Here is a 20,573-nt window from a genome sequence, read left to right as displayed (position 1 = left end):
GAGCGGTCCGTTTGCCGGTGTGGTCCGCTGCGGTCATGGTTGAGGCGGGTGGTGCGTCCGTGTGCCGTCGATGCGCCCTCTCGCGGATGACCGCGGCGGTCTAGCGTCCGGCTGGAGGTGGTGGCCATGGCGGGGCGGATAGCGCGCCGGGGGGCTGCGCTGGGACTCGGGGCGCTGTGGTGGTGGGCCGTGCTGCGGCTCGCCCTGACGCCGCACGCGGATGCGCTGGAGGGGGCGGTCGCGGCCTGGGGGTGGGGGCTGAGTCTGCTCCCGGTGCATTGCATGCCCAAGGCGCGGGCGGCGGGAGCCGTGGCCACGGGGCGGTGGAGAGAAGCATGGCGGACGCCGGCCGCCGGGACGGTGTCCGTCACCACGGCATCGTCACGCCCCCGTTCGGACGGAGGATCTGACCCGTCGTGAACGACGACGCGTCGGACGCCAGATACAGCACGGCGTGGGCGATGTCCTCCGGCTCACCTACCCGGCCCAGCGGCGACAGCCGGGCCATCAGCGCCTCGGTACGGGCCTGCGCCTCGCCCTCGTGGTGATCGGTCATGGGTGTGCGTATCCAGCCCGGTGCGACGGCGTTGACGCGGATGTCGTGCCGCCCGACCTCCGTCGCCAGCGTCTTCGTCAGCTGGACGACGGCCGCCTTCGCGGCGCTGTAGCAGAGCAGCCCGGAACCTCCGGTGTCGATCGCGCCCGAGGCCATGGTGACGATGCTGCCCCTGGTGCCGCGGTCGAGCATCAGCCGGGCCGCCTCCTGGCAGGCGTACAGCACCCCCTTGAAGTTGACGTTGAGCACCCGGTCGAGATCCTCGTCCCGGGTCTCCAGCACCGTGCTGCTGTGCATGATCCCGGCGACCGCGGCCATCACATGCAGTTCCTCGCAGGACGCGACGGCCTGCCTGACCTGCGTGCGATCGGTGACGTCGAGGTGGTGGGTGCGGGCGGTGCCGCCCTTGTCCTTGATCAGGGTCGCCGTCTCGTGCAGGCCCTGCGTGTCACGGTCGGCGCAGTGCACGGTGGCTCCAGCCTCGGCAAGCAGCGCGGCCGACGCGCGGCCGATACCGCTGGCGGCGCCGGTGACGAAAGCGGTGCGTCCGGTGAGGTCGTACGCCTTGACGGGCATGGAGCGACGGTACGAGGGTTTCTGACGGGTCGTCAATTAGTCGTACGGTGCTGAGTTCCGCGAGGTGGGGAGGTGCCCGGCGCCGGTCCCACCTGGCAGGTCGGGCACCAGTAGGCGGGGCGCTCGCGCGAGCCGTCGCCCTGGTCGGCCGTGCGGATCGGGGTGCCGCAGCGCAGACAGGGGCGGGGTGCGCGGCCGTAGACGAACAGGTCGGGGGTGTGGGGGCCGCCTGAGGTGCGGTTCGCGGAACCGTTCGTGATGTTGCTTGTGGTGTTGCGGACCGGGCGGTCGCGGTTGGTTTCCAGGAGGCGCTTGGCGATGGCGGGGAGTTTCGCGGCGCGGTCGGCCGGGAGGGCGCCGATGGGGAGCCAGGGGGTGGCGCCCAGGAGGAAGCAGAGTTCGCTTTTGTAGATGTTGCCGATGCCGGCCAGGTTCCGCTGGTCGAGCAGGGCCTCGCCGAGAGGGCGGGTGGGGTCCGTGAGGAGGTTGGCCAACGCCTGCTCGGGGTTCCAGTCGGGGCCGAGGAGGTCGGGGCCGAGGTGGCCGACGGCGCGGTGTTCGTCGGTGGTGCGGAGGAGTTCCAGGACGGGGAGGCGGTAGCCGACGGCCGTACGGTCGGCGGTGCCGAGGATCGCGCGGATCTGGTGGGCGGGGCCGCCACCGCTCCAGCGCTGACCGTTGGCGTACACCCGCCAGGTGCCGTCCATGCGCAGGTGCGAGTGGAGGGTGAGGTTGCCCTCGATACGGGTCAGCAGGTGCTTGCCCCGGGGCGTGACGTCCAGGACGGTGCGGCCGGTGAGGTCCGCCGTGGCGTACTTGGGCACCCTGAGGTCGCTGCGGGTCAGCACCTTGCCCGCGAGGGCCGCGTGGAGGCGCTTCGCGGTCTGCCAGACGGTGTCGCCTTCAGGCATGGGTCAAGGGTGGCATGCGGTGGCGGGGGTCGGTTCGGTTCATGCGCGCAGACGCAGGCCGCGCGGTGTCGCGATGAAGCCCGCTCCTTCCAGAAGAGTGCCGATGGGGGAGGTCAGGGCCGAGGCGCCGTTGACGCGCTCCACCGTGACCGTGCCGAGCGAACCGGCTCGGGCCGCTGCCGCGAGGGCTTCGGCGGCCCCTTGGAGACGCGGGTCCTCGATGGCCGTGGTGTCCGGTGCGGAGGGCCAGGCGAGCAGGGTTTTGCCGCCGCGCTCCATGTACAGCGTCAGCTCACCGTCGACGAGTACGACGAGCGAGCCGGCCTTCCGCCCCGGCTTGTGCCCGGCGCCGGTCGGCGGCTCGGGCCAGGGGAGGGCGGCGCCGTACGCGTTCGCCGGGTCGGCGGCGGCCAGGACCACGGCTCGGGTGGCGAGGGAGGGGCGGCGGTAGGAGGACGTGCTGTTGGTCCGGGGTGCCGGGGCGGGGAAGTCGCGGGGCGAGATGTAGTCGCCCGGGGACGAGGGGTGGGAGGCGGGGGAGCCGTGGAGTCGTGAGGCGGGTCCGGCCGGTGTGTCCGTGTCGTCGAGGTCGTCGAAGTCGGTGAACGGGCCGAAGGCGTCGGCGAAGTCGTGGACTCCGGGGGAGCCAGATGTGTCGTGTCGGTCCTGGAGGTCGGGGGAGTCGTAGGTGGTCGGGGTCGCGAAGCGGTCGACGGAACGGGAGGGCGATGCGCTGGAGCCACTGAGGGTCCCGAAGCCGTAAGGGTCGGTGTCCGTGGCATCCGGTGTGGGCAGGTCGTCGCCCCGGTCGCGGGCGTTGGCGACCGCGCGGAGGCGGTCCACCGCGCCGTCCATCGCGAACTGGGCGGCGCCGAGCCCCTCCACGACATAGCCGCGCCGCGCCTGACCGCTCTCCTCGAAGACGGACAGGATGCGGTACGTCGCCGAGAACCCGCCCTCCACGCCCTCGGCGGCGACCGCGCCCCGGGTGACCACGCCGTGCCGGTCGAGCAGGGTGCGGGCCAGGGCGTGGGCGCGCACGGTGGGGTCCGGTTCATGGGCGGGGAGCAGGGACCAGCGGCCGGCGACGGTCGGCGGACCGGTGCGGGAGGCGGTGCGGGCGGCGGCGGTGAGTGAGCCGTAGCGCCCGCGCGGGACCGTGCGTTTCGCGCGGTGGGCCGTGGAACCCGCCGTACGGCCGGAGCCCAGCAGGGAGCGCATGGGGGTGAGTGTGTCGTTCGTGAGCCGGCCGGACCAGGCCAGGTCCCAGAGGGCGTCGGCCAGTTGGGGATCGGTGACGTCGGGATGGGTCGTCGCGCGGACCTGGTCGGCGATCTGGCGGAAGAAGAGGCCGTAGCCGCCGGAGAGGGTGTCCAGGGCGGACTGGTGCAGTGCAGTGAGTTCGAGCGGGTGCGGGGGCGGGAGGAGTAGGGGGGCCGCGTCCGCCAGGTAGAGGGAGATCCAGCCGTCCTTGCCGGGGAGGGAGCCTGCGCCTGCCCACACCAACTCGCCGGATGCGGTGAGTTCGTCGAGCATGGCTGGCGCGTAGTTCGCCACGCGGGACGGCAGGACGAGCTTCTCCAGGGCGGACGCGGGCACGGAGGCGCCCTGCAACTGCTCTACGGCGCGCACCAGTCCGTCGATGCCGCGCAGTCCATGGCCCTTGCCGATGTGCTGCCACTGCGGGAGGAACTGCGCGAGCGCGGCCGGCGGCACCGGCTCCAACTCGTGCCGCAGCGCGGCCAGGGAGCGGCGGCGCAGGCGCCGCAACACCGTCGCGTCGCACCACTCCTGACCGATGCCGGCAGGGTGGAACTCCCCTTGTACGACACGGCCGTTGGCCGCGAGCCGCTGCAAGGCGCCCTCGGTGACGGCCACGCCGAGCCCGAAGCGGGCGGCGGCCGTGGCCGACGTGAACGGGCCGTGGGTACGGGCGTGGCGCGCGAGGAGGTCGCCGAGCGGGTCCTTGACCGGTTCGGTGAAGGCCTCCGGGACGCCGACCGGCAACGCCGTGCCGAGCGCGTCGCGGAGTCGGCCCGCGTCCTCGATCGCCGCCCAGTGGTCGGCGCCGCCGATACGGACCCGGATCGCGCGCCGCGCGGAGGCGAGATCGTGGGCCCACTGCGGTTCGGCGCCCCGCTCGGCCAACTCGGCGTCGGTGAGCGGGCCGAGCATCCGCAGTAGGTCGGCGACGCCCTCGGCGTCCTTGATGCGGCGGTCCTCGGTGAGCCACTGGAGCTCGTGCTCCAGCTCGGTGAGTACTTCGGCGTCGAGGAGTTCGCGCAGCTCCGCCTGGCCGAGCAGTTCGGCCAGCAGCCGGGAGTCCAGGGACAGGGCGGCGGCGCGGCGCTCGGCGAGCGGTGAGTCCCCCTCGTACAGGAACTGGGCGACGTATCCGAAGAGGAGGGAGCGGGCGAAGGGGGACGGCTCGGGGGTGGTGACCTCGACGAGGCGCACCTTGCGGGACTCCAGGTCGCCCATCAGCTCGGTGAGGCCAGGGACGTCGAAGACGTCCTGGAGGCATTCGCGGACCGCCTCCAGGACGATCGGGAACGAGCCGAACTCGCTTGCCACCTGGAGCAGTTGGGCCGCCCGCTGGCGCTGCTGCCACAACGGGGTGCGCTTGCCGGGGTTCCGGCGCGGCAGTAGCAGCGCGCGGGCGGCGCACTCGCGGAAGCGGGCCGCGAACAGGGCCGAGCCGCCGACCTGGTCGGTGACGATCTGATCGACCTCGCCCTTGTCGAAGGCGACGTCCGCCGCGCCCACGGGGGCCTGATCGGCGTCATACTCCGTGCCGGCCTTCATGGGTTCCTGGTCGAGCAGGTCCAGGCCCATCAGGTCGGCGTCGGGCAGCCTCAGGACGATGCCGTCGTCGGCGTGCATCACCTGGGCGTCCATGCCGTAGCGCTCGGAGAGGCGGGCGCCGAGGGCGAGGGCCCAGGGGGCGTGGACCTGGGCGCCGAAGGGGGAGTGGATGACCACGCGCCAGTCGCCGAGCTCGTCGCGGAAGCGCTCCACGACGATCGTGCGGTCGTCCGGGATGTGGCCGCAGGCCTCGCGCTGTTCCGCCAGGTACGACAGCACGTTCTCCGCGGCCCAGGCGTCGAGGCCCGCGGCGAGGAGGCGCAGACGCGCGTCCTCCTTGCGCTGGGAGCCGACCTCGCGGAGGAACGCGCCCACCGCGCGGCCCAGTTCGAGCGGGCGGCCCAGCTGGTCGCCCTTCCAGAAGGGGAGCCGGCCCGGGACGCCCGGCGCGGGGGAGACCAGGACGCGGTCGCGGGTGATGTCCTCGATCCGCCAGGAGCTGGTGCCGAGGGTGAAGACGTCCCCCACCCGGGATTCGTAGACCATCTCCTCGTCCAGTTCGCCGACCCGGCCGCCGCCCTTCTTGGGGTCGGCGCCCGCGAGGAAGACTCCGAAGAGACCGCGATCGGGGATCGTGCCCCCGGAGGTGACGGCGAGGCGCTGCGCGCCGGGGCGGCCGGTGATCGTGCCGGCGATGCGGTCCCACACCACGCGCGGGCGCAACTCCGCGAAGGCGTCGGACGGATAGCGGCCCGCGAGCATGTCCAGCACGGCCGTGAACGCCGACTCCGGGAGCGAGGCGAAGGGCGCGGCGCGGCGGACCGTGGCGAGCAGGTCGTCTACCTGCCAGGTGTCCAGCGCCGTCATCGCCACGAGCTGCTGGGCGAGGACGTCCAGGGGATTGGCGGGGACCCTCAGGGACTCGATGGATCCGGTGCGCATCCGCTCGGTGACCACGGCGGCCTGGACGAGGTCGCCCCGGTACTTCGGGAAGACCACGCCCGTGGAGACCGCGCCGACCTGGTGTCCCGCGCGGCCCACGCGCTGGAGGCCCGAGGCCACGGACGGCGGGGACTCCACCTGGATGACGAGATCGACGGCGCCCATGTCGATGCCCAGCTCCAGACTGGACGTGGCGACCACGGCAGGCAGTCGGCCCGCCTTGAGGTCCTCCTCGACCTGGGCGCGTTGCTCCTTGGAGACCGAGCCGTGGTGGGCGCGCGCGATGACCGGGGGCGCACCCTGGGCCGCGCCGGAGCCGCCCATCAGCTCGGCCGGTGCGTGGTGTTCGTCCAGGGGCTCGCCAGTCGCCCGCTCGTAGGCGATCTCGTTGAGCCGATTGCACAGACGCTCCGCCAGGCGGCGGGAGTTGGCGAACACGATCGTTGAACGATGGGCCTGGACGAGGTCGGTGATGCGCTCCTCGACGTGCGGCCAGATCGACGGCTTCTCCGCGCCCTCGCTGCCGTCGGCCACCGGGGAGCCGCCCAACTCGCCCAGATCCTCGACCGGGACGACCACGGAGAGGTCGAACTCCTTGCCCGACTTCGGCTGGACGATCTCCACCTTGCGGCGCGGGGAGAGATAGCGGGCGACCTCGTCGACCGGACGGACCGTCGCCGACAGGCCGATCCGGCGGGCCGGCCTCGGCAGCAGCTCGTCCAGCCGCTCCAGGGACAGTGCAAGATGTGCGCCCCGCTTGGTGCCCGCGACCGCGTGCACCTCGTCCAGGATCACCGTCTCGATGCCGGTCAGCGCGTCGCGCGTGGCCGACGTCAGCATCAGGAACAGGGACTCCGGGGTGGTGATCAGGATGTCCGGCGGGCGCGTGGACAGGGCGCGGCGCTCGGCGGGCGGGGTGTCGCCGGAGCGGATGCCGACCTTGATCTCGGGCTCCGGCAGCCCCAGGCGGACGGATTCCTGGCGGATGCCGGTGAGCGGGCTGCGGAGGTTGCGCTCCACGTCGACCGCGAGGGCCTTGAGCGGAGACACGTACAGGACGCGGCAGCGCTTCTTCGGGTCGGCGGGCGGGGGTGTCGCGGCGAGCTGGTCCAGGGCGGCGAGGAAGGCGGCCAGGGTCTTGCCGGAACCGGTCGGGGCGACCACCAGCACGTCCGCGCCCTCGCCGATGGCTCGCCACGCGCCCGCCTGGGCCGCGGTGGGTGCGGAGAACGCCCCCGTGAACCAGCCGCGGGTCGCGGGGGAGAAGCCGTCGAGGGCTCGATGTGCGGAGCTGACCATGCGTCCATCCTGCACCCGACCACTGACAATGGGTCTGACCTGCGGGAATTCTCCGGCGATGGCCCGGATGACCGGTTCCGCGCCCACGGGCCGCTGTGGCGGAGAATGGCCGTATGGCGGGTTCGGGCGAGCGGGCGAGGCACTGGCGGTACACGGAGCTGCCCGGGGTCGACCTGCTTCGGGCCCGGTACATCCGCAAGACGTTCGTACGGCACACGCACGAGAACTTCGTCATCGCCGCCATCGCGGACGGCGCCGAGGTTTTCCATCACGGTGGGAGCGATGTCTACGCCGGGGCCGGAGCGCTCGCGCTGGTGAACCCGGACACCCCGCACACCGGCAGGGCGGGCGTTCCCGAGGGCTGGCGGTACGGCGCGGTCTACCCCTCGCCCGAGGTGGTGGCCGCGATAGCCGCCGAGACCACCTCGATCCGCGGCACGCCCGGGTTCGTCAGTCCCGTGCTCGACGACCCCTACACCGTCGGGCTCGTCCACCAGGTGCTGCGCGCGGCCGACGAGGGCAACGCCCTCGCCGCCGACACCCTGCTGCGGGTCGCCGTCACCAGGCTGCTCCGGCTGAACGGCGGATCGCTGCCCCAGCGCGTCGTGCCCACGGCGAGCGGCCGGGTGGCCGCACGCGCGCGTGCCGTGCTGGAGGACCGGATGGTGGATCCGCCCACCCTGGATCAGCTCGCCGGGGATCTGGAAACCAGTCCGTTCGCGCTGCTGCGCGCGTTCCGGAATGCCTATGGGATGCCGCCCCACACCTGGCTGACCGACGCCCGGGTACGCCGGGCACGGCGGCTCCTGGACGCGGGCACGGCGCCCGCGGAGGCCGCCGTCGCCGTCGGGTTCACGGACCAGCCGCACCTCAACCGGCACTTCGCCCGGATCGTCGGCGTGCCCCCGGGCGCGTACCAGCGGGAGCGCAAGAACGTACAAGACGCGGGGCCGCGACTGCTCCTACCGTCCGACACGTGGCAGAACAGATCGCTTCAGAAGACATACGCGCCGGAACGGGAGGAGAACCGCACTCCGACGCCGGGGGAAAACCGGACTCCGCCGTCGTACGGGACGCCCTCGGAGTCGGGGTCGCCGTAGGGCTGTCGGGGTTCGCCTTCGGGGTGACCTCGGCCGGTGGCGGGCTCACCCTGCTGCAGACCTGCGCCCTCAGCCTCCTGGTGTTCACCGGTGCCTCCCAGTTCGCGCTCGTGGGAGCACTCGCGGCCGGCGGCAATCCGCTCACCGCGGCGGCGGGAGCCTTCTTCCTGGGGGTGCGCAACACCTTCTACGGGCTACGCCTCTCGCAGTTGCTGGCCCTCCCGCGCGCGGTGCGTCCTTTCGCCGCCCAGTGGGTCATCGACGAGACGACGGCCGTCACCCTCGCGCAGCCCACGCGCCGTGCCGCGCGGATCGGGTTCACCGTCACCGGGCTCACCCTGTACCTGCTGTGGAACCTCACCACGCTGCTCGGCGCGCTCGGCGCCAAGGCCATCGGGGACACGGACGCCTGGGGTCTCGACGCGGCCGGGCCCGCCGTCTTCCTGGCGCTGCTCGCGCCCATGCTCAGGACCACCATCGAGCGGGCCGTCGGCGCGCTCGCGGTTCTGCTGGGACTGGGTCTGCTGCCCGTGCTGCCGGCCGGTGTGCCGGTCCTTGCGGCTGCTCTCGCGGCGCCGATCGCCCTCTACATAGCGGGCCGTCGGCAGACCGGCACACGTAACGACGCACAGGAGGAAGACCGTTGACCGTCTGGATCGCGATCGCGGCGACCGCGCTCGGCTGTTACGTCGTCAAGCTCGCCGGTCTGCTCGTGCCCGCGGGCGCGCTCGAGCGACCGCTGGTGAGGCGGCTCGCCGCCCTGCTGCCGGTCGCCCTTCTCGCCGCGCTCACGGCGCAGCAGACCTTCGCCGACGGGCACGCGCTCGTGCTCGACGCGCGGGCCGCGGGGCTCGCGGCGGCCGGCGTGGCGCTGGTGCTGCGGGCACCCTTCCTGCTCGTCGTCGCGGCGGCCGTGCTGGTGACGGCGGGTGTGCGGGCCATGGGCGGCTGAGGCGGCCCCGGAGTCAGCCGATGGAGCGGCCGTACGCCTTCAGGGTGCGCAGTGCCTGGATCGTCACCATGGGGCGTGCCTCCAGGGCGATGCCCGGCGCCCACTGGCGCCAGCGGATCGGCCAGCCGCCGTCCTCCCGCTGGCCGGCCGACAGATGGTCCAGGGAGCGGGCCATCTCGTCGTCCGTGAACCACGCGCGCGCTAGGGAACTCGGCGTCTTTGCGTAGTCGTACGGGAAGTGGTGTTCGCCCGGCGCGTACCCGGGGGCGACCGGGTAGGCCTCCAGGTGCTCCGGGTCCAGGGCGGCGAGCCGGTGTTCGCGCACCAGGCGGCCGAGCCGGTCGGCGGCGGCCTCCGCGCGCGGGCGGTCGGGCGCCGAGTCCAGGAAGGCGACGGCGGCCTCGATCTCGTAGGGGTGCGACTTCTCCAGGGAGTCGACGGACTGCCAGCAGAAGTCGGTGGCCCGGAACAGCCAGGCGTGCCACACCTCGTTGCGGTGCAGGAGGCCCACCACCGGCCCGGTGGCGAGGAGTTCACTGGGCGGGTCGTCCACGATCGGCACGAACGGCGCCGTCGGATAGCCGCGCTGGCCGGGAAGGATCGCCGGCAGGGCGCCGTCGGCCGCGGAGACCGAGGTCAGATAGCGGCACACGCGTTCCACCCGCTGCCCGCCGCAGCGCCCGATGGAGTCCAGGACGCGAAGAGCGTGACCGGTGTGCAGCGGCTGGCTCACCGGGCCGCGCAGATCGGGCTCCAGCGCGTGCCCGTACCCGCCGTCCTCGTTGCGGTACGCGTCCAGCGCTGTTTCCACGGGATCGGCTTCGCCGTTGAGGAAGTGGTACGCGAAGAGGCGCTGCTCCAGCACGCGCGCGGTGAGCCAGACGAAGCCCTCGGCGCGGAAGAGCGGGGAGTGCGCCGGCGGCGTCGGGGGGAGTGGGGATGCTCCTGTTTCGGCCATGCGTCAGACCGTAGGACGGAAAGCGGTCTCGGCAGGCGGTCCCGGACCGGGCCCACTCTCAGGGGCGGGATACTGGTGTCATGCGGTTGACGGTCTTCTGGCAGCGGATGACGGAGCACTTCGGGGCGGGATACGCCGAGAGCTTCGCGCGCGATCATGTGATGACGGAGCTCGGCGGGCGGACGGTGCACGAGGCGCTGGGCGCGGGCTGGGAGGCCAAGGACGTGTGGCGCGTGGTCTGCGCGGTCATGAACGTTCCGCAGGAAAGTCGCTGATCGGTCACGAAGATCGACGGCGGTGACCGGTTGTCGGTGGCGTAGGCGAGACTTGCTCCGTGGCATCCACTGACGAGACCGGGCACGACGCCCCGGAGGCATCCCCGTTCGGTACGACGCCGCCGACCGGGCCCCCGGCCGACGGCGCCGCGCCGGGCACCGGCATGCCGCGCTGGCTGCCGCGCGCCATGGTGCTGGCGCTCGCCCTCATCGCCGTGTTCCAGTTGGGCAGTTGGGCCTTCCACCAGCTCATCGGGCTGCTGATCAACATCCTCATCGCGTTCTTCCTGGCCCTCGCCATCGAGCCCGCGGTGAGCCGGATGGCCGCGTACGGCATGCGCCGGGGGCTGGCCACCTTCCTGGTCTTCCTCGGTCTGCTGATCGTGAGTGCCGGGTTCGTCACCCTGCTCGGCTCGATGCTCGCCGGCCAGATCATCAAGATGATCGAGGACTTCCCTGACTACCTCGACTCCGTCATCAACTGGGTCAACGGGCACTTCCACACCGACCTGAGACGGGTCGACATCCAGGAGGGGCTGCTCCACTCCGACTGGCTGCGCAAGTACGTGCAGAACAGCGCCACCGGCGTGCTGGACGTGTCCACCCAGGTCCTCGGCGGTCTCTTCCAGCTGCTGACGATCGGCCTGTTCTCGTTCTACTTCGCCGCCGACGGACCGCGCCTGCGACGCGCGCTGTGCTCTGTGCTGCCGCCCGCCCGGCAGGTCGAGGTGCTGCGCGCGTGGGAGATCGCCGTCGACAAGACCGGCGGCTACATATACTCCCGCGGTCTGATGGCGCTGGTCTCCGGAGTGGCGCACTACATCCTGCTGCAGGCGCTGGGCATCCCGTACGCGCCCGTGCTCGCTGTCTGGGTGGGCCTGGTCTCCCAGTTCATCCCGACCATCGGCACGTATCTCGCGGGCGCCCTCCCCATGCTGATCGCCTTCACCGTGGACCCCTGGTACGCCCTGTGGGTACTGATCTTCGTCGTGGTCTACCAGCAGTTCGAGAACTACATGCTGCAGCCCAAGCTGACCGCGAAGACCGTCGACATCCACCCCGCGGTCGCCTTCGGCTCGGTCATCGCGGGCACCGCGCTCCTGGGTGCCGTGGGCGCGCTGATCTCCATTCCGGCCGTGGCCACGCTGCAGGCGTTCCTCGGGGCGTACGTGAAGCGGTACGCCGTCACGGACGACCCACGGGTGCACGGGCACCGGACCACCCGAGGGTCCGATGGGCCCGGTCTGCTGACTCGCGCGCGGGGATTGTGGGAGCGGCGGTCGGGGACCACGGAGCACACGGTTGCCGGCTCTGCCGGGGCAGCCGATTCCGAGGCCACCGACTCCGGACCGACTGATTCCGGGTCGACCGACTCGGCCGAAGGAACTCCAGGTCTACCGATTCCGAACCGAGAGACTCCGGAGACGGCTCCTCCTGAGGGATGATCCGGCGAGAACACCGGGGCGTCGCGGTCAGTACGTGAACACCGCCCATACTCCCGCCCCGGCCACCGCGACGGCGTAGCAGCCGACGGCCACCGCCACGGTCCGCAGCCGCGCTGCCTCGCTCCAGGACGTGCGGGACAGCAGCCAGGCCAGGGCCGGCAGAACCAGGACGGCATGCAGGCTCACCCCGTGCAACGGCTTGAGCGGGGCCGTCGAGTGGTACGCCGCCTCCTGGTGACCGGTCCGGGCGAGGACCACCCCGCGCGCGATCATCGCGGCGCCCGAGGCCAGCGCGACGAGCAGGATCGCGAACCCGGAACGCACCGCGAGCGCCATCCCCGTGGGACCCGTCGGCCGGTGCCGGAAGGACGCCACCGCGAACACGGTGAGCAGCACCACGAGGACACCGCCGCCCACCGCGAGCGTCATGGACACCGCCGTGTCGAAGGGCGTCTCCATGTCCAGGTGCGACGGCACCCGGCGCCACGCCTGAAGGGTGATGCCGCCGACCTCCACCACACAGTCGGCGGCGAACACGACGAGCAGGACGGTGCGCAGCCGGGCACCGACACGCAGATACGACGTCACCCAGGTGACCGCGATCAGCGTCGCCCCGAAAGAGAGCCCGAACGTGACGGGCTTGCGCCAGGAGACGGGCCCGTACCAGGGGCCGCCGTCCACCGCGAACACCACCAGGTGCACCAATCCGGAGAGGATCAGCAAGGCACCGGTCGCATGGCAGAGACGCTCGGCGGGGCGAACGTGGTTCTTCAGGGCCCGAGTCATGGCCCGAGCCTCGCGGTAACTCGCCGCGCAGTCGTCGTACGACCGAAGACACCAGCCGTACGCCGACGGAAGTAGGGTTCCCTGAGGAATACGCCGGGTCAGATGGGGTCGGCCGGTGGTTCCGCGATGCCGACGATGCTTCCCTCCAGGGACCGGACGCGGACCGTCCAGCCCAGGGCTGTGAGGTCTTCCGCGAGGGTCCGGGCGTCATGGAACACCTTCACGACGCGGTACTGACGGCCGTCGTCGAGTCGGCGCAGCACCGTGGGGACTGGCCCGTCCGTGACGCCGTCCTCACCGGCGGCAGCGGCCGGTCCGTCGTCGACGAAGATCGCTTTGCCGCCCGGTGCGAGCATCGCGGCGACGGTGCTCCAGAACTCGGACAACCGCGTCGGCGGAACGTGGGAGAGCCAGAAGGCGAAGAACACCGTGTCGTAGCGCCGCGACGGCCGCCACGTGAACAGGTCGGCCTGAAGGAACCGGACGTTGGGGAAGGGAACGCGCGCACGAGCGATGGCCAGCACCTCGGCCGCCGCGTCGACGGCCGTCACCGACCGGGCGCGGGCGGCGAGTCCCACGGTCCATTGCCCCGTTCCGCAGGCCAGCTCCAGCACGTCTTCGCCGACCGGAAGATCGTCGACCACGGCAGGCAGCCGCCGTAGCTCCTCCCGTTCCGCATAGGGGCGGTCGTACTCGGCCGCCGCCGCGCGGTAGTAGGCCAGCTGCTCCGTGAGGAGGACATCGTCATCACTGCTCATGGCCGGAAGGGTCGGGCCTGCCCCTGAGGCAAGGTCAACCCCGACTGCCGGCGGTCCCGAGGCTCGGTGTCACCGGACGGCGTAGATGACGTGAGTGCCGAGTGGTGCGCTTGACACGAAAATCGAACATCCATTCTTATGGAAGCTCTGGCGAGGCCATGGCGGGTATTTCGGCAGGCTTTTGATGGTGAAGTGCCCGAGTTATCCACAGGCCGGACGGGCGTCGGGACGCATTGTCAGTGGCAGGCGTTAGCGTCTTTGACGTGAAGCGATCGACTCAAGCAAATCGGGTGGAACCCATGGCAGGAACCGACCGCGAGAAGGCGTTGGACGCCGCGCTCGCACAGATTGAACGGCAATTCGGCAAGGGCGCGGTGATGCGCTTGGGCGAGCGGCCGAACGAGCCCATCGAGGTCATCCCCACCGGGTCGACCGCACTGGACGTCGCCCTCGGTGTCGGCGGCCTGCCGCGCGGCCGAGTGGTGGAGGTCTACGGCCCGGAGTCCTCCGGAAAGACGACCTTGACCCTGCACGCGGTGGCGAACGCCCAGCGGGCCGGCGGCCAGGTCGCGTTCGTGGACGCGGAGCACGCCCTCGACCCCGAGTACGCGAAGAAGCTCGGCGTCGACATCGACAACCTGATCCTGTCCCAGCCGGACAACGGAGAGCAGGCCCTGGAGATCGTGGACATGCTGGTCCGCTCCGGCGCCCTCGACCTCATCGTCATCGACTCCGTCGCGGCGCTCGTCCCGCGCGCGGAGATCGAGGGCGAGATGGGTGACAGCCACGTCGGTCTGCAGGCCCGTCTGATGAGCCAGGCCCTGCGGAAGATCACCAGCGCGCTCAACCAGTCCAAGACCACCGCCATCTTCATCAACCAGCTCCGCGAGAAGATCGGCGTGATGTTCGGCTCCCCGGAGACCACGACCGGTGGCCGCGCGCTGAAGTTCTACGCCTCGGTGCGACTCGACATCCGCCGTATCGAGACCCTGAAGGACGGCACCGACGCGGTCGGCAACCGCACCCGCGTCAAGGTCGTCAAGAACAAGGTCGCGCCGCCCTTCAAGCAGGCCGAGTTCGACATCCTGTACGGCCACGGCATCAGCCGCGAGGGCGGCCTGATCGACATGGGCGTGGAGAACGGCTTCGTCCGCAAGGCCGGCGCCTGGTACACGTACGAGGGCGACCAACTCGGCCAGGGCAAGGAGAACGCGCGCAACTTCCTGAAGGACAACCCCGACCTGGCCAACGAGATCGAGAAGAAGATCCTGGAGAAGCTGGGCGTGGGCGTCCGTCCGGAGAAGGAGAAGCCCACCGCCGAACCGGCCGCGGACGCGGCGGTCACCACCGCCACGGACGACGCCGCCAAGGCGGTGCCCGCTCCGGCAACTGCGGCCAAGACCACCAAGGCCAAGGCCACGGCAGCCAAGAGCTGACCCGTGACACGACGAACGGACTGGGCCGAGTACGCGTATCCCGGCGCCCCGCAGGGGCGCGGGGGAGGCGGCGACGGCCTGGCCTACGGTGCGGACGGCGTACCCGGGGAGCCGTACGGCATGGACGGGCCGTACGGCGGCGAGTGGTCGCCCGGTGGCTTCGGCTTCGCCGGTGAGTCCGGTCCGCCGTTCGGCGGTCCGGAGCCCGGCGATGGTTCGGCGGGCAGCGGACGGCCTTTCAGGAGCTCGGCGCCAGACGGCACTTCGCCCGACGGGGGATCGACCGACGACGCACCCGGCCGCGGCTCGCGCCGCAGCCGCGGAGCGCGTGGCGGGGGCGGTTCATGGGAAGGCGGCTCACGGGAGGGTGGCTCACGCGGGGGTACGGCGCGTGGTGACGGCGCACGCGGTAGGCGTGGGCGCCGTGGTCGCGGCTTCGGAGAGTCGTCCGGAGAGGACGGGGGTGACTTCTCCTCGTCGAGGGCCGAGAAGGAGGAGCCGCCGGCGGACCCGGCTGAGCGGGCGCGGGGCATCTGTCTGCGCCTGCTCACCGGGAACCCGCGCACCCGCAAGCAACTCGCGGACGCCCTGCGCAAGCGGGAGATCCCGGACGAGGTGGCGGACGAGGTGCTGTCGCGGTTCGAGGAGGTCGGGCTGATCAACGACGGTGCGTTCGCGGACGCCTGGGTGGAGTCCCGGCACCACGGCCGGGGACTGGCGCGACGCGCGCTCGCCCAGGAACTGCGCACCAAGGGCGTCGACTCCACGCTGATCGACGAGGCCGTCTCCCAGCTCGACTCCGAGCAGGAAGAGGCGACGGCACGCGAACTGGTGAACCGTAAGCTGCGGTCCACTCAGGGCCTCGACCGCGACAAGAGGCTACGGCGCCTCGCGGGCATGCTGGCCCGCAAGGGCTACTCCCAGGGCATGGCCCTCAGAGTGGTCCGGCAGGCACTGGAAGAAGAGGGCGAGGACACGGAGTTCCTCGGGGACGAGGGGTACTGATCCGGGTTCCTGTCCGGGGTCTCACCCGGTTCCTGTCCGGTCCCGGCTTCTCGGTGGTGCACACGGCCTGAACACGGTGGACGCGCGGGGGCGCCGACCGCGTTCAGGCGAGCACCGGCCGATCCTTCAGGTAGGGCTAACCCCCTGTTGAAGACGCCGGATTGCCACACTGCACAGACACCTGTGCACAAACCACTGTGTACGCATGGCACAGGAACCCTGCCCACCCGGGGCGGAGACGCCCACCCAACACACCTCGGCGACACCCGCGCCGGTCGAACTCTCCGACCTCGCCACGCTGAAGGTGCTCGCACAGCCCCGCCGACAGCGCATGCTCCAGCACCTCACCCTGCACGGCCCGGCGACCTCGGCCACACTCGCCCGCGCACTGGGCCTGAACACCGGCTCCACCAGCTACCACCTGCGTGAACTCGCCCGCTACGGCTTCGTCGAGGAGACGGAGGCGGGGAGTGCACCCGACCACGGCCACGGTCGCGAGCGCTGGTGGCGGGCCGTTCCCGGTGACCGTCGCTTCCCGCCGCGCAGTCGCCAGAGCGCCGAGATGCGGCACGTCATGGACGAGCTCAACCACCATGCGTACGCCGCCGATCTGGAGCTCTTCGAGCAGTTCCAGCGGGACGCCGCCGAGACCGGGCCGTGGGCGGACGCCTTCCTGTACTCGCGCGGCACCATCCGGCTGACGCAGCCCGAACTCGGCGCGTTCTTCGAGGAGTACATCGCCCTCCTCAACCGCTACAAGCGCCCCGAAGCCAAGACGCCGGACGGCGCCCGCACCGTACTCACCCGATTCCTCGCCTTCCCGACACCCCTCGCCGAGCCCGAGGCCGAAGCCGACCCGGCGTGCAGCGGAAAAGAGACCGAGTCCTCATGATGCTGCGCTACGCCCTCCGGTCCGTCCGCGCCCGCAAGGCCGGTTTCCTCGGCGCCTTTCTCTCCCTGATGTGCGCGGCTGCCCTCATCACGGCCTGCGGCACTCTCCTCGGCACCGGTCTGCGCGGCACCATCCGCACCGAGCGCTACGCGGCGAGCCCTGTCGTGGTCTCCGCCGACCAGTACGTCCACCGGACCACCGTCAAACACAAGAAGGGCAAGACCAAGGTCAAGCACAAGGCGAAACCGATCGCCGAGCGCGCCTGGCTCCCCGAGAGCCTGGAAACCACGCTCGCACGGACCCCGGGCGTCGCCCGTGTCATCCCCGAACTGACCTTCCTCGCCCAGCCGTTGACCCCCCTCGGCACTGGCGGCCGGACCGCCTACGGGCACTCCTGGGACTCCGCCGCGTTGACGCCGTACCGGCTCGTCACCGGCAGCGCTCCGCGAGCCGCCACCGATCTCGTCATAGACCGCGACTTCGCCTTGCGGGCCCAACTCCGGCCCGGCGACCGGCTCACCGTCCAGTCCACGCAAGCCCCGCGCGTCTACCGGATCACCGGAATCGCCGCTCCCGCCACGCCTGTACGCCATCAGACGTCGCTGTTCTTCTCCGCAGGCGAGGCCCGCCGTCTGGCCGCGCACCCTGGGCAGGTCACCGCGTTCGGAGTGCTCCCGGCCAAGGGCACAAGCACGGATCGGCTACGGCAGGCCATCACCGCAGCCCTCCACCAGCCCACCGCGCTCCCTGAGCAGAGCAGCACAGCGCGCCCCGGCACCGCCACCTCGCTCAGCCCCACCAGCCCACTCGGCTCCACCGCTCAGGTCACCACCGGCGACGCCCGCGGCCCCGTCGAGTTCCTGGACGCCGCCACGGCCAGGACCAGGCTGGTCAGCATCGGCGGTGCGATGGGCGGTACTTCACTGCTGGTGGCAGTTCTCGTGGTTGTCGGCACCTTCGTGCTCTCCGTCCAGCAGCGGCACCGCGAACTCGCCCTGCTCCGTGCCGTGGCCGCCACCTCCGGCCAGATCCGCCGGCTCCTCGGCCGCGAGGCCCTGATCGTCGGCACGGTCGCCGGCGTCGCGGGCGCTCTGCTCGGGCTTCCGCTGGGCGGTTGGCTCTACGACAGGTTCGTCGCCCTGGGCGCCGTCCCGGCAACCCTCCAGCACACCACCGGTGTCGTCCCGCCGCTGGCCGCCCTCGTAGCGACCGCCCTCGGTGCCTGGACCGCCGCCAGGGTCGCCTCCCGCCGTATCTCCCGGATCCGCCCGGCCCAGGCACTCGCCGAGGCCGAAGCGGGAGCAGGAGCCGAAGCAGGAACCGAAACCGAGCCCAAGTCCACGCGCACCCGCCTCACCACACGTGCCGGACTCGGAAGAGGCCGTCTCCTCGCCGGGCTCGTCCTCCTCGCCGGCGGTGTCGTGCTGGTCGCCGTGCTCAGCAAGCTGCGCACCGAACCCGCCTCAACACCCGTGACCTTCCTGGCCGTTGTGGTCCTGTCCACCTCCGTCGCCCTCCTCGGGCCGCTCCTCGTGAAGGCAGCCGTCCTCGCCCTGCGTGGTCCGCTCCGGCGCAGCGGCCCGACCGGTCGGCTGGCCACCGCCAACCTCCGGGGCAACGCCGTTCGTATGGCCTCCGTCGTCACCCCCCTCACCCTGCTGATCGGCATGACCTGCACCGTCCTGTTCGTCCAACCCACCCTCGGCGACGCCGCCCGTGCCCAGGCCCGTGAAGGTGTCCGTGCCGACTGGGTCGTCGCCTCCCAGGGACCCGGTGTCCCGGCCGAGGCGGCACGGCAACTCCGCGCGCGGCACGACACCGTCACCGAGGTCGTCCGTACGACCGTCCGTGTGGGCCTCGACAAGTACGCGGCGCAAGGCGTCACACTCGCCGGACTCACCCGTACCTGGGACCCCGACGTCACCGCCGGATCGCTCGACGGGCTCACCGAGCACACCGCGGCGGTGAGCGAACTGGCCGCGGACCAGCTGCACTTGAAACCCGGTGGCACCCTGAAACTCACGCTCGGCGACGGCACGCCCGCCACGCTCACCGTCGTCGCCGTCTACGCCAAAGGTCTCGGCTTCGGCGATCTCACCCTCGCGCATGATCTCGTCGCCCGGCATGTCGACAACCCGCTCGCCTCCTCCGTCCTCGTCAGCACGCCCCGTACACAGACACAACTCGCGACTACCCTCCGTGAGTTCCCGGGCGTCCGTGTTCTCGCGCCGACCGCCGCCGACTCGCTCCAGGCGCGGTGGCAGCAGGCGAACGCCGAGGTCAACTACCTGGCCATGGGACTCGGCCTGGCCTTCACGGCCATCGCCGTGGTCAACACGCTCGCCATGTCGGTCGCCGAGCGGGTCCGGGAGTTCGCGCTGCTGCGGTTCGCGGGGGCCACCCGCCGTCAGGTGCTGCGGATGCTGCGGATCGAGGCGCTGTCGGTGGTGCTGCTCGCCACGGCGCTCGGCAGCGGTATCGCCCTCGCCGTCCTGACCGCGTTCAGCATCGGGATGACCGGCCGGGCCGCACCGTCGGTCACCCCTCTCGTGTACGTCACGGTGGTGGCGGTAGGCGCGGCGCTCGCGCTCGTCGCCACGGCCCTGCCGGGACGGGCGGCGCTCCGAGTGCGGGCGGTGACGGTGGTGACGGCGAGGGAGTAGCCAATGGGGAGTGACGCACCGCTTCCCGATTCGCCGAGGGTGCGCAATCCGCACGCTTAGTGTGCGTTCCGTGAAGGGTTCGCATGTTTGGTGCGGGAGTAGCTTCTGCTGCCGTCACTCCCCGGCCCTCCCGCCTGCTGAGCCGCAGTCAGGCCCGCCTGAGCGTCTTCAGGCCGTTCCATCGGCCGATCCTTCGCATGTCATGAAAGGCGGCCCCCTTGTTCCCGCCCGCGCACCACCGAAGATCGCTGGTGGCCTCCCTGGTCGGTGTCGGCCTCTTACTGGGTGGCTGCGGACTCGAATCGAGCGCCGCGCCCGCAGACGACGGGCCGATCACGCTCGGGTTCGTCAACGGCGGCAGTACCGAGTTCCACACCTGCCTGCAGGAGTCGATCGCGAACACGGCCAAGAGCAACTTCGCGAGACTGGGCACGGCCAACTCGCATCAGGACGCCGCGCAGGAACTCTCCAACATCCAGTCCATGATCGCGCGCCATGTCGACGCGATCATCGTGCAGACCGTCAACACCGACGCGCTCAAGAGCGACATCGCCAAGGCCAAGAAGGCGCACATTCCGATCTTCCTGACCTCGGTCAGTGCCGACCCGTCCGACATCCTCGGAGCCGTCGTCGTCGACCTGAAGGCGGTGGGCAAGCTCGACGCCGACTGGATCGAGGACGACGCCGCCGGTCGCGAGGTGCAGGTGGCCGTCATCGCGGGTGCGCCGGGCGCCGCCTCCGACCTGCTGGTCGGCGGATTCACCAAGGGACTGCCGGCGAACGCGAAGGTGGTCGCGAACCAGCCCGCCATGTTCGTCGCTGCGAAGGCGAAGATCGTCGCTGAGGGCATGATCAAGGCGCATCCCGGTCTGGACTACGCCTTCGTCGCCAACGAGGAGATGGCGTTCGCCGTCCGCAAGGCGTTCGACGCGGCCGACGGCAAGGACGTCAAGATCGTGACGGTCAACGGCACCGACGCGGCCCTCGCCGCCCTCAAGGACGGCCGCTTCGCCGCCACCGTCTCCAACTCGGCCAAGGACACCGGCGAACTGGCCGTCACCAACGCCATCAGCCTTCTCCGTAAGGAGAAGGTGGAGAAGATCGCCACGACCCCGGCCCGTCTGGTCACGAAGGCCAACGCGGACACCGCCCCGCTCTACTGCCCCTCCGACGGAGGGTGAGCGGAGACGGGGCCGGACTGTCACGTCGTAGAC

General features: G+C 71.4%; 17 protein-coding genes. 11 read left to right on the top strand and 6 right to left on the bottom strand.

Features of this window, described 5'->3' with window-relative positions:
• Nucleotides 1-126: 126 nt before the first annotated feature.
• Nucleotides 127-420 (top strand): hypothetical protein, encoded by a 294-nt coding sequence (locus tag OH768_RS14735; protein ID WP_406453771.1) that lies wholly within the window; start codon nt 127-129, stop codon nt 418-420.
• Here the strand turns inward: OH768_RS14735 and OH768_RS14730 are convergent.
• The 3 genes from OH768_RS14730 to OH768_RS14720 are packed head-to-tail and all read right to left on the bottom strand — an operon-like array spanning nt 368 to nt 7,089.
• Nucleotides 368-1,132 (bottom strand): SDR family NAD(P)-dependent oxidoreductase, encoded by a 765-nt coding sequence (locus tag OH768_RS14730; protein ID WP_406453769.1) that lies wholly within the window; start codon nt 1,130-1,132, stop codon nt 368-370. The genes OH768_RS14735 and OH768_RS14730 overlap by 53 nt on opposite strands.
• Nucleotides 1,133-1,164: 32 nt before the next feature.
• Nucleotides 1,165-2,043 carry an Fpg/Nei family DNA glycosylase gene (locus OH768_RS14725; protein ID WP_406453767.1) on the bottom strand — a complete coding sequence of 293 codons (879 nt, stop codon included), beginning with the start codon at nt 2,041-2,043 and terminating at the stop codon, nt 1,165-1,167.
• A gap of 39 nt (nt 2,044-2,082) precedes the next feature.
• Nucleotides 2,083-7,089 carry an ATP-dependent helicase gene (locus tag OH768_RS14720; RefSeq protein ID WP_406453765.1) on the bottom strand — a complete coding sequence of 1,669 codons (5,007 nt, stop codon included), beginning with the start codon at nt 7,087-7,089 and terminating at the stop codon, nt 2,083-2,085.
• A 113-nt stretch (nt 7,090-7,202) separates the two neighbouring features.
• Between OH768_RS14720 and OH768_RS14715 the strand changes: the two genes are divergently transcribed.
• The 3 genes from OH768_RS14715 to OH768_RS14705 are packed head-to-tail and all read left to right on the top strand — an operon-like array spanning nt 7,203 to nt 9,141.
• Nucleotides 7,203-8,189, top strand: coding sequence for an AraC family transcriptional regulator (locus tag OH768_RS14715; RefSeq protein ID WP_406453763.1), 987 nt, complete (start codon nt 7,203-7,205; stop codon nt 8,187-8,189).
• Entirely contained in the window at nt 8,093-8,836 is a 744-nt protein-coding gene (locus OH768_RS14710) for an AzlC family ABC transporter permease (RefSeq protein ID WP_406465269.1), read from the top strand. The genes OH768_RS14715 and OH768_RS14710 overlap by 97 nt, the downstream gene beginning before the upstream one ends.
• Nucleotides 8,833-9,141: an AzlD domain-containing protein gene (locus tag OH768_RS14705; protein WP_406453761.1), complete on the top strand. Its 309-nt coding sequence runs from the start codon at nt 8,833-8,835 to the stop codon at nt 9,139-9,141. The genes OH768_RS14710 and OH768_RS14705 overlap by 4 nt, the downstream gene beginning before the upstream one ends.
• A gap of 13 nt (nt 9,142-9,154) precedes the next feature.
• On the opposite strand, the gene OH768_RS14700 is transcribed toward OH768_RS14705, so the two are convergent.
• Nucleotides 9,155-10,099, bottom strand: coding sequence for a hypothetical protein (locus tag OH768_RS14700; protein ID WP_406453759.1), 945 nt, complete (start codon nt 10,097-10,099; stop codon nt 9,155-9,157).
• Between the two features lie 80 nt (nt 10,100-10,179).
• Here OH768_RS14700 and OH768_RS14695 point away from each other — a divergent pair, with 80 nt between their 5' ends.
• Both OH768_RS14695 and OH768_RS14690 read left to right on the top strand, forming a co-directional pair.
• Nucleotides 10,180-10,374, top strand: coding sequence for a DUF3046 domain-containing protein (locus tag OH768_RS14695; protein WP_406453757.1), 195 nt, complete (start codon nt 10,180-10,182; stop codon nt 10,372-10,374).
• 164 nt (nt 10,375-10,538) lie between these two features.
• Complete coding sequence (locus tag OH768_RS14690; protein ID WP_406465267.1) at nt 10,539-11,819, top strand: AI-2E family transporter; 1,281 nt, start codon at nt 10,539-10,541, stop codon at nt 11,817-11,819.
• Nucleotides 11,820-11,846: 27 nt separating this feature from the next.
• Here the strand turns inward: OH768_RS14690 and OH768_RS14685 are convergent, their stop codons facing one another.
• Both OH768_RS14685 and OH768_RS14680 read right to left on the bottom strand, forming a co-directional pair.
• Nucleotides 11,847-12,605 carry a hypothetical protein gene (locus tag OH768_RS14685; RefSeq protein ID WP_406453755.1) on the bottom strand — a complete coding sequence of 253 codons (759 nt, stop codon included), beginning with the start codon at nt 12,603-12,605 and terminating at the stop codon, nt 11,847-11,849.
• Between the two features lie 98 nt (nt 12,606-12,703).
• Nucleotides 12,704-13,363, bottom strand: a complete 660-nt coding sequence (locus OH768_RS14680) for a class I SAM-dependent methyltransferase (RefSeq protein WP_406453753.1) — start codon at nt 13,361-13,363, stop codon at nt 12,704-12,706.
• 299 nt (nt 13,364-13,662) lie between these two features.
• On the opposite strand from OH768_RS14680, the gene recA reads away from it, so the two are divergent.
• From recA to OH768_RS14655, 5 genes are all read left to right on the top strand, one after another.
• Nucleotides 13,663-14,799: a recombinase RecA gene (gene recA, locus OH768_RS14675; RefSeq protein WP_406453751.1), complete on the top strand. Its 1,137-nt coding sequence runs from the start codon at nt 13,663-13,665 to the stop codon at nt 14,797-14,799.
• 3 nt (nt 14,800-14,802) lie between these two features.
• On the top strand, nt 14,803-15,804 hold the full coding sequence (gene recX / locus OH768_RS14670; protein WP_406453749.1) for a recombination regulator RecX: 1,002 nt from the start codon (nt 14,803-14,805) through the stop codon (nt 15,802-15,804).
• Nucleotides 15,805-16,009: 205 nt separating this feature from the next.
• A complete protein-coding gene (locus tag OH768_RS14665; RefSeq protein ID WP_406453747.1) occupies nt 16,010-16,696 on the top strand; it encodes an ArsR/SmtB family transcription factor in 687 nt (228 codons plus the stop codon).
• Nucleotides 16,693-19,359: an ABC transporter permease gene (locus OH768_RS14660; protein ID WP_406453745.1), complete on the top strand. Its 2,667-nt coding sequence runs from the start codon at nt 16,693-16,695 to the stop codon at nt 19,357-19,359. Before OH768_RS14665 ends, OH768_RS14660 begins: the two co-directional genes overlap by 4 nt.
• Before the next feature lie 251 nt (nt 19,360-19,610).
• Nucleotides 19,611-20,540, top strand: coding sequence for a sugar ABC transporter substrate-binding protein (locus OH768_RS14655; protein ID WP_406465265.1), 930 nt, complete (start codon nt 19,611-19,613; stop codon nt 20,538-20,540).
• Nucleotides 20,541-20,573: the final 33 nt, after the last annotated feature.

Origin of the sequence: Streptomyces sp. NBC_01622 (assembly GCF_045209635.1) — a bacterium.
GTDB lineage: Bacteria > Actinomycetota > Actinomycetes > Streptomycetales > Streptomycetaceae > Streptomyces.
The sequence above is the reverse complement of the archived record's forward strand: the minus strand, read 5'-3'. Positions and strand labels throughout refer to the sequence as shown.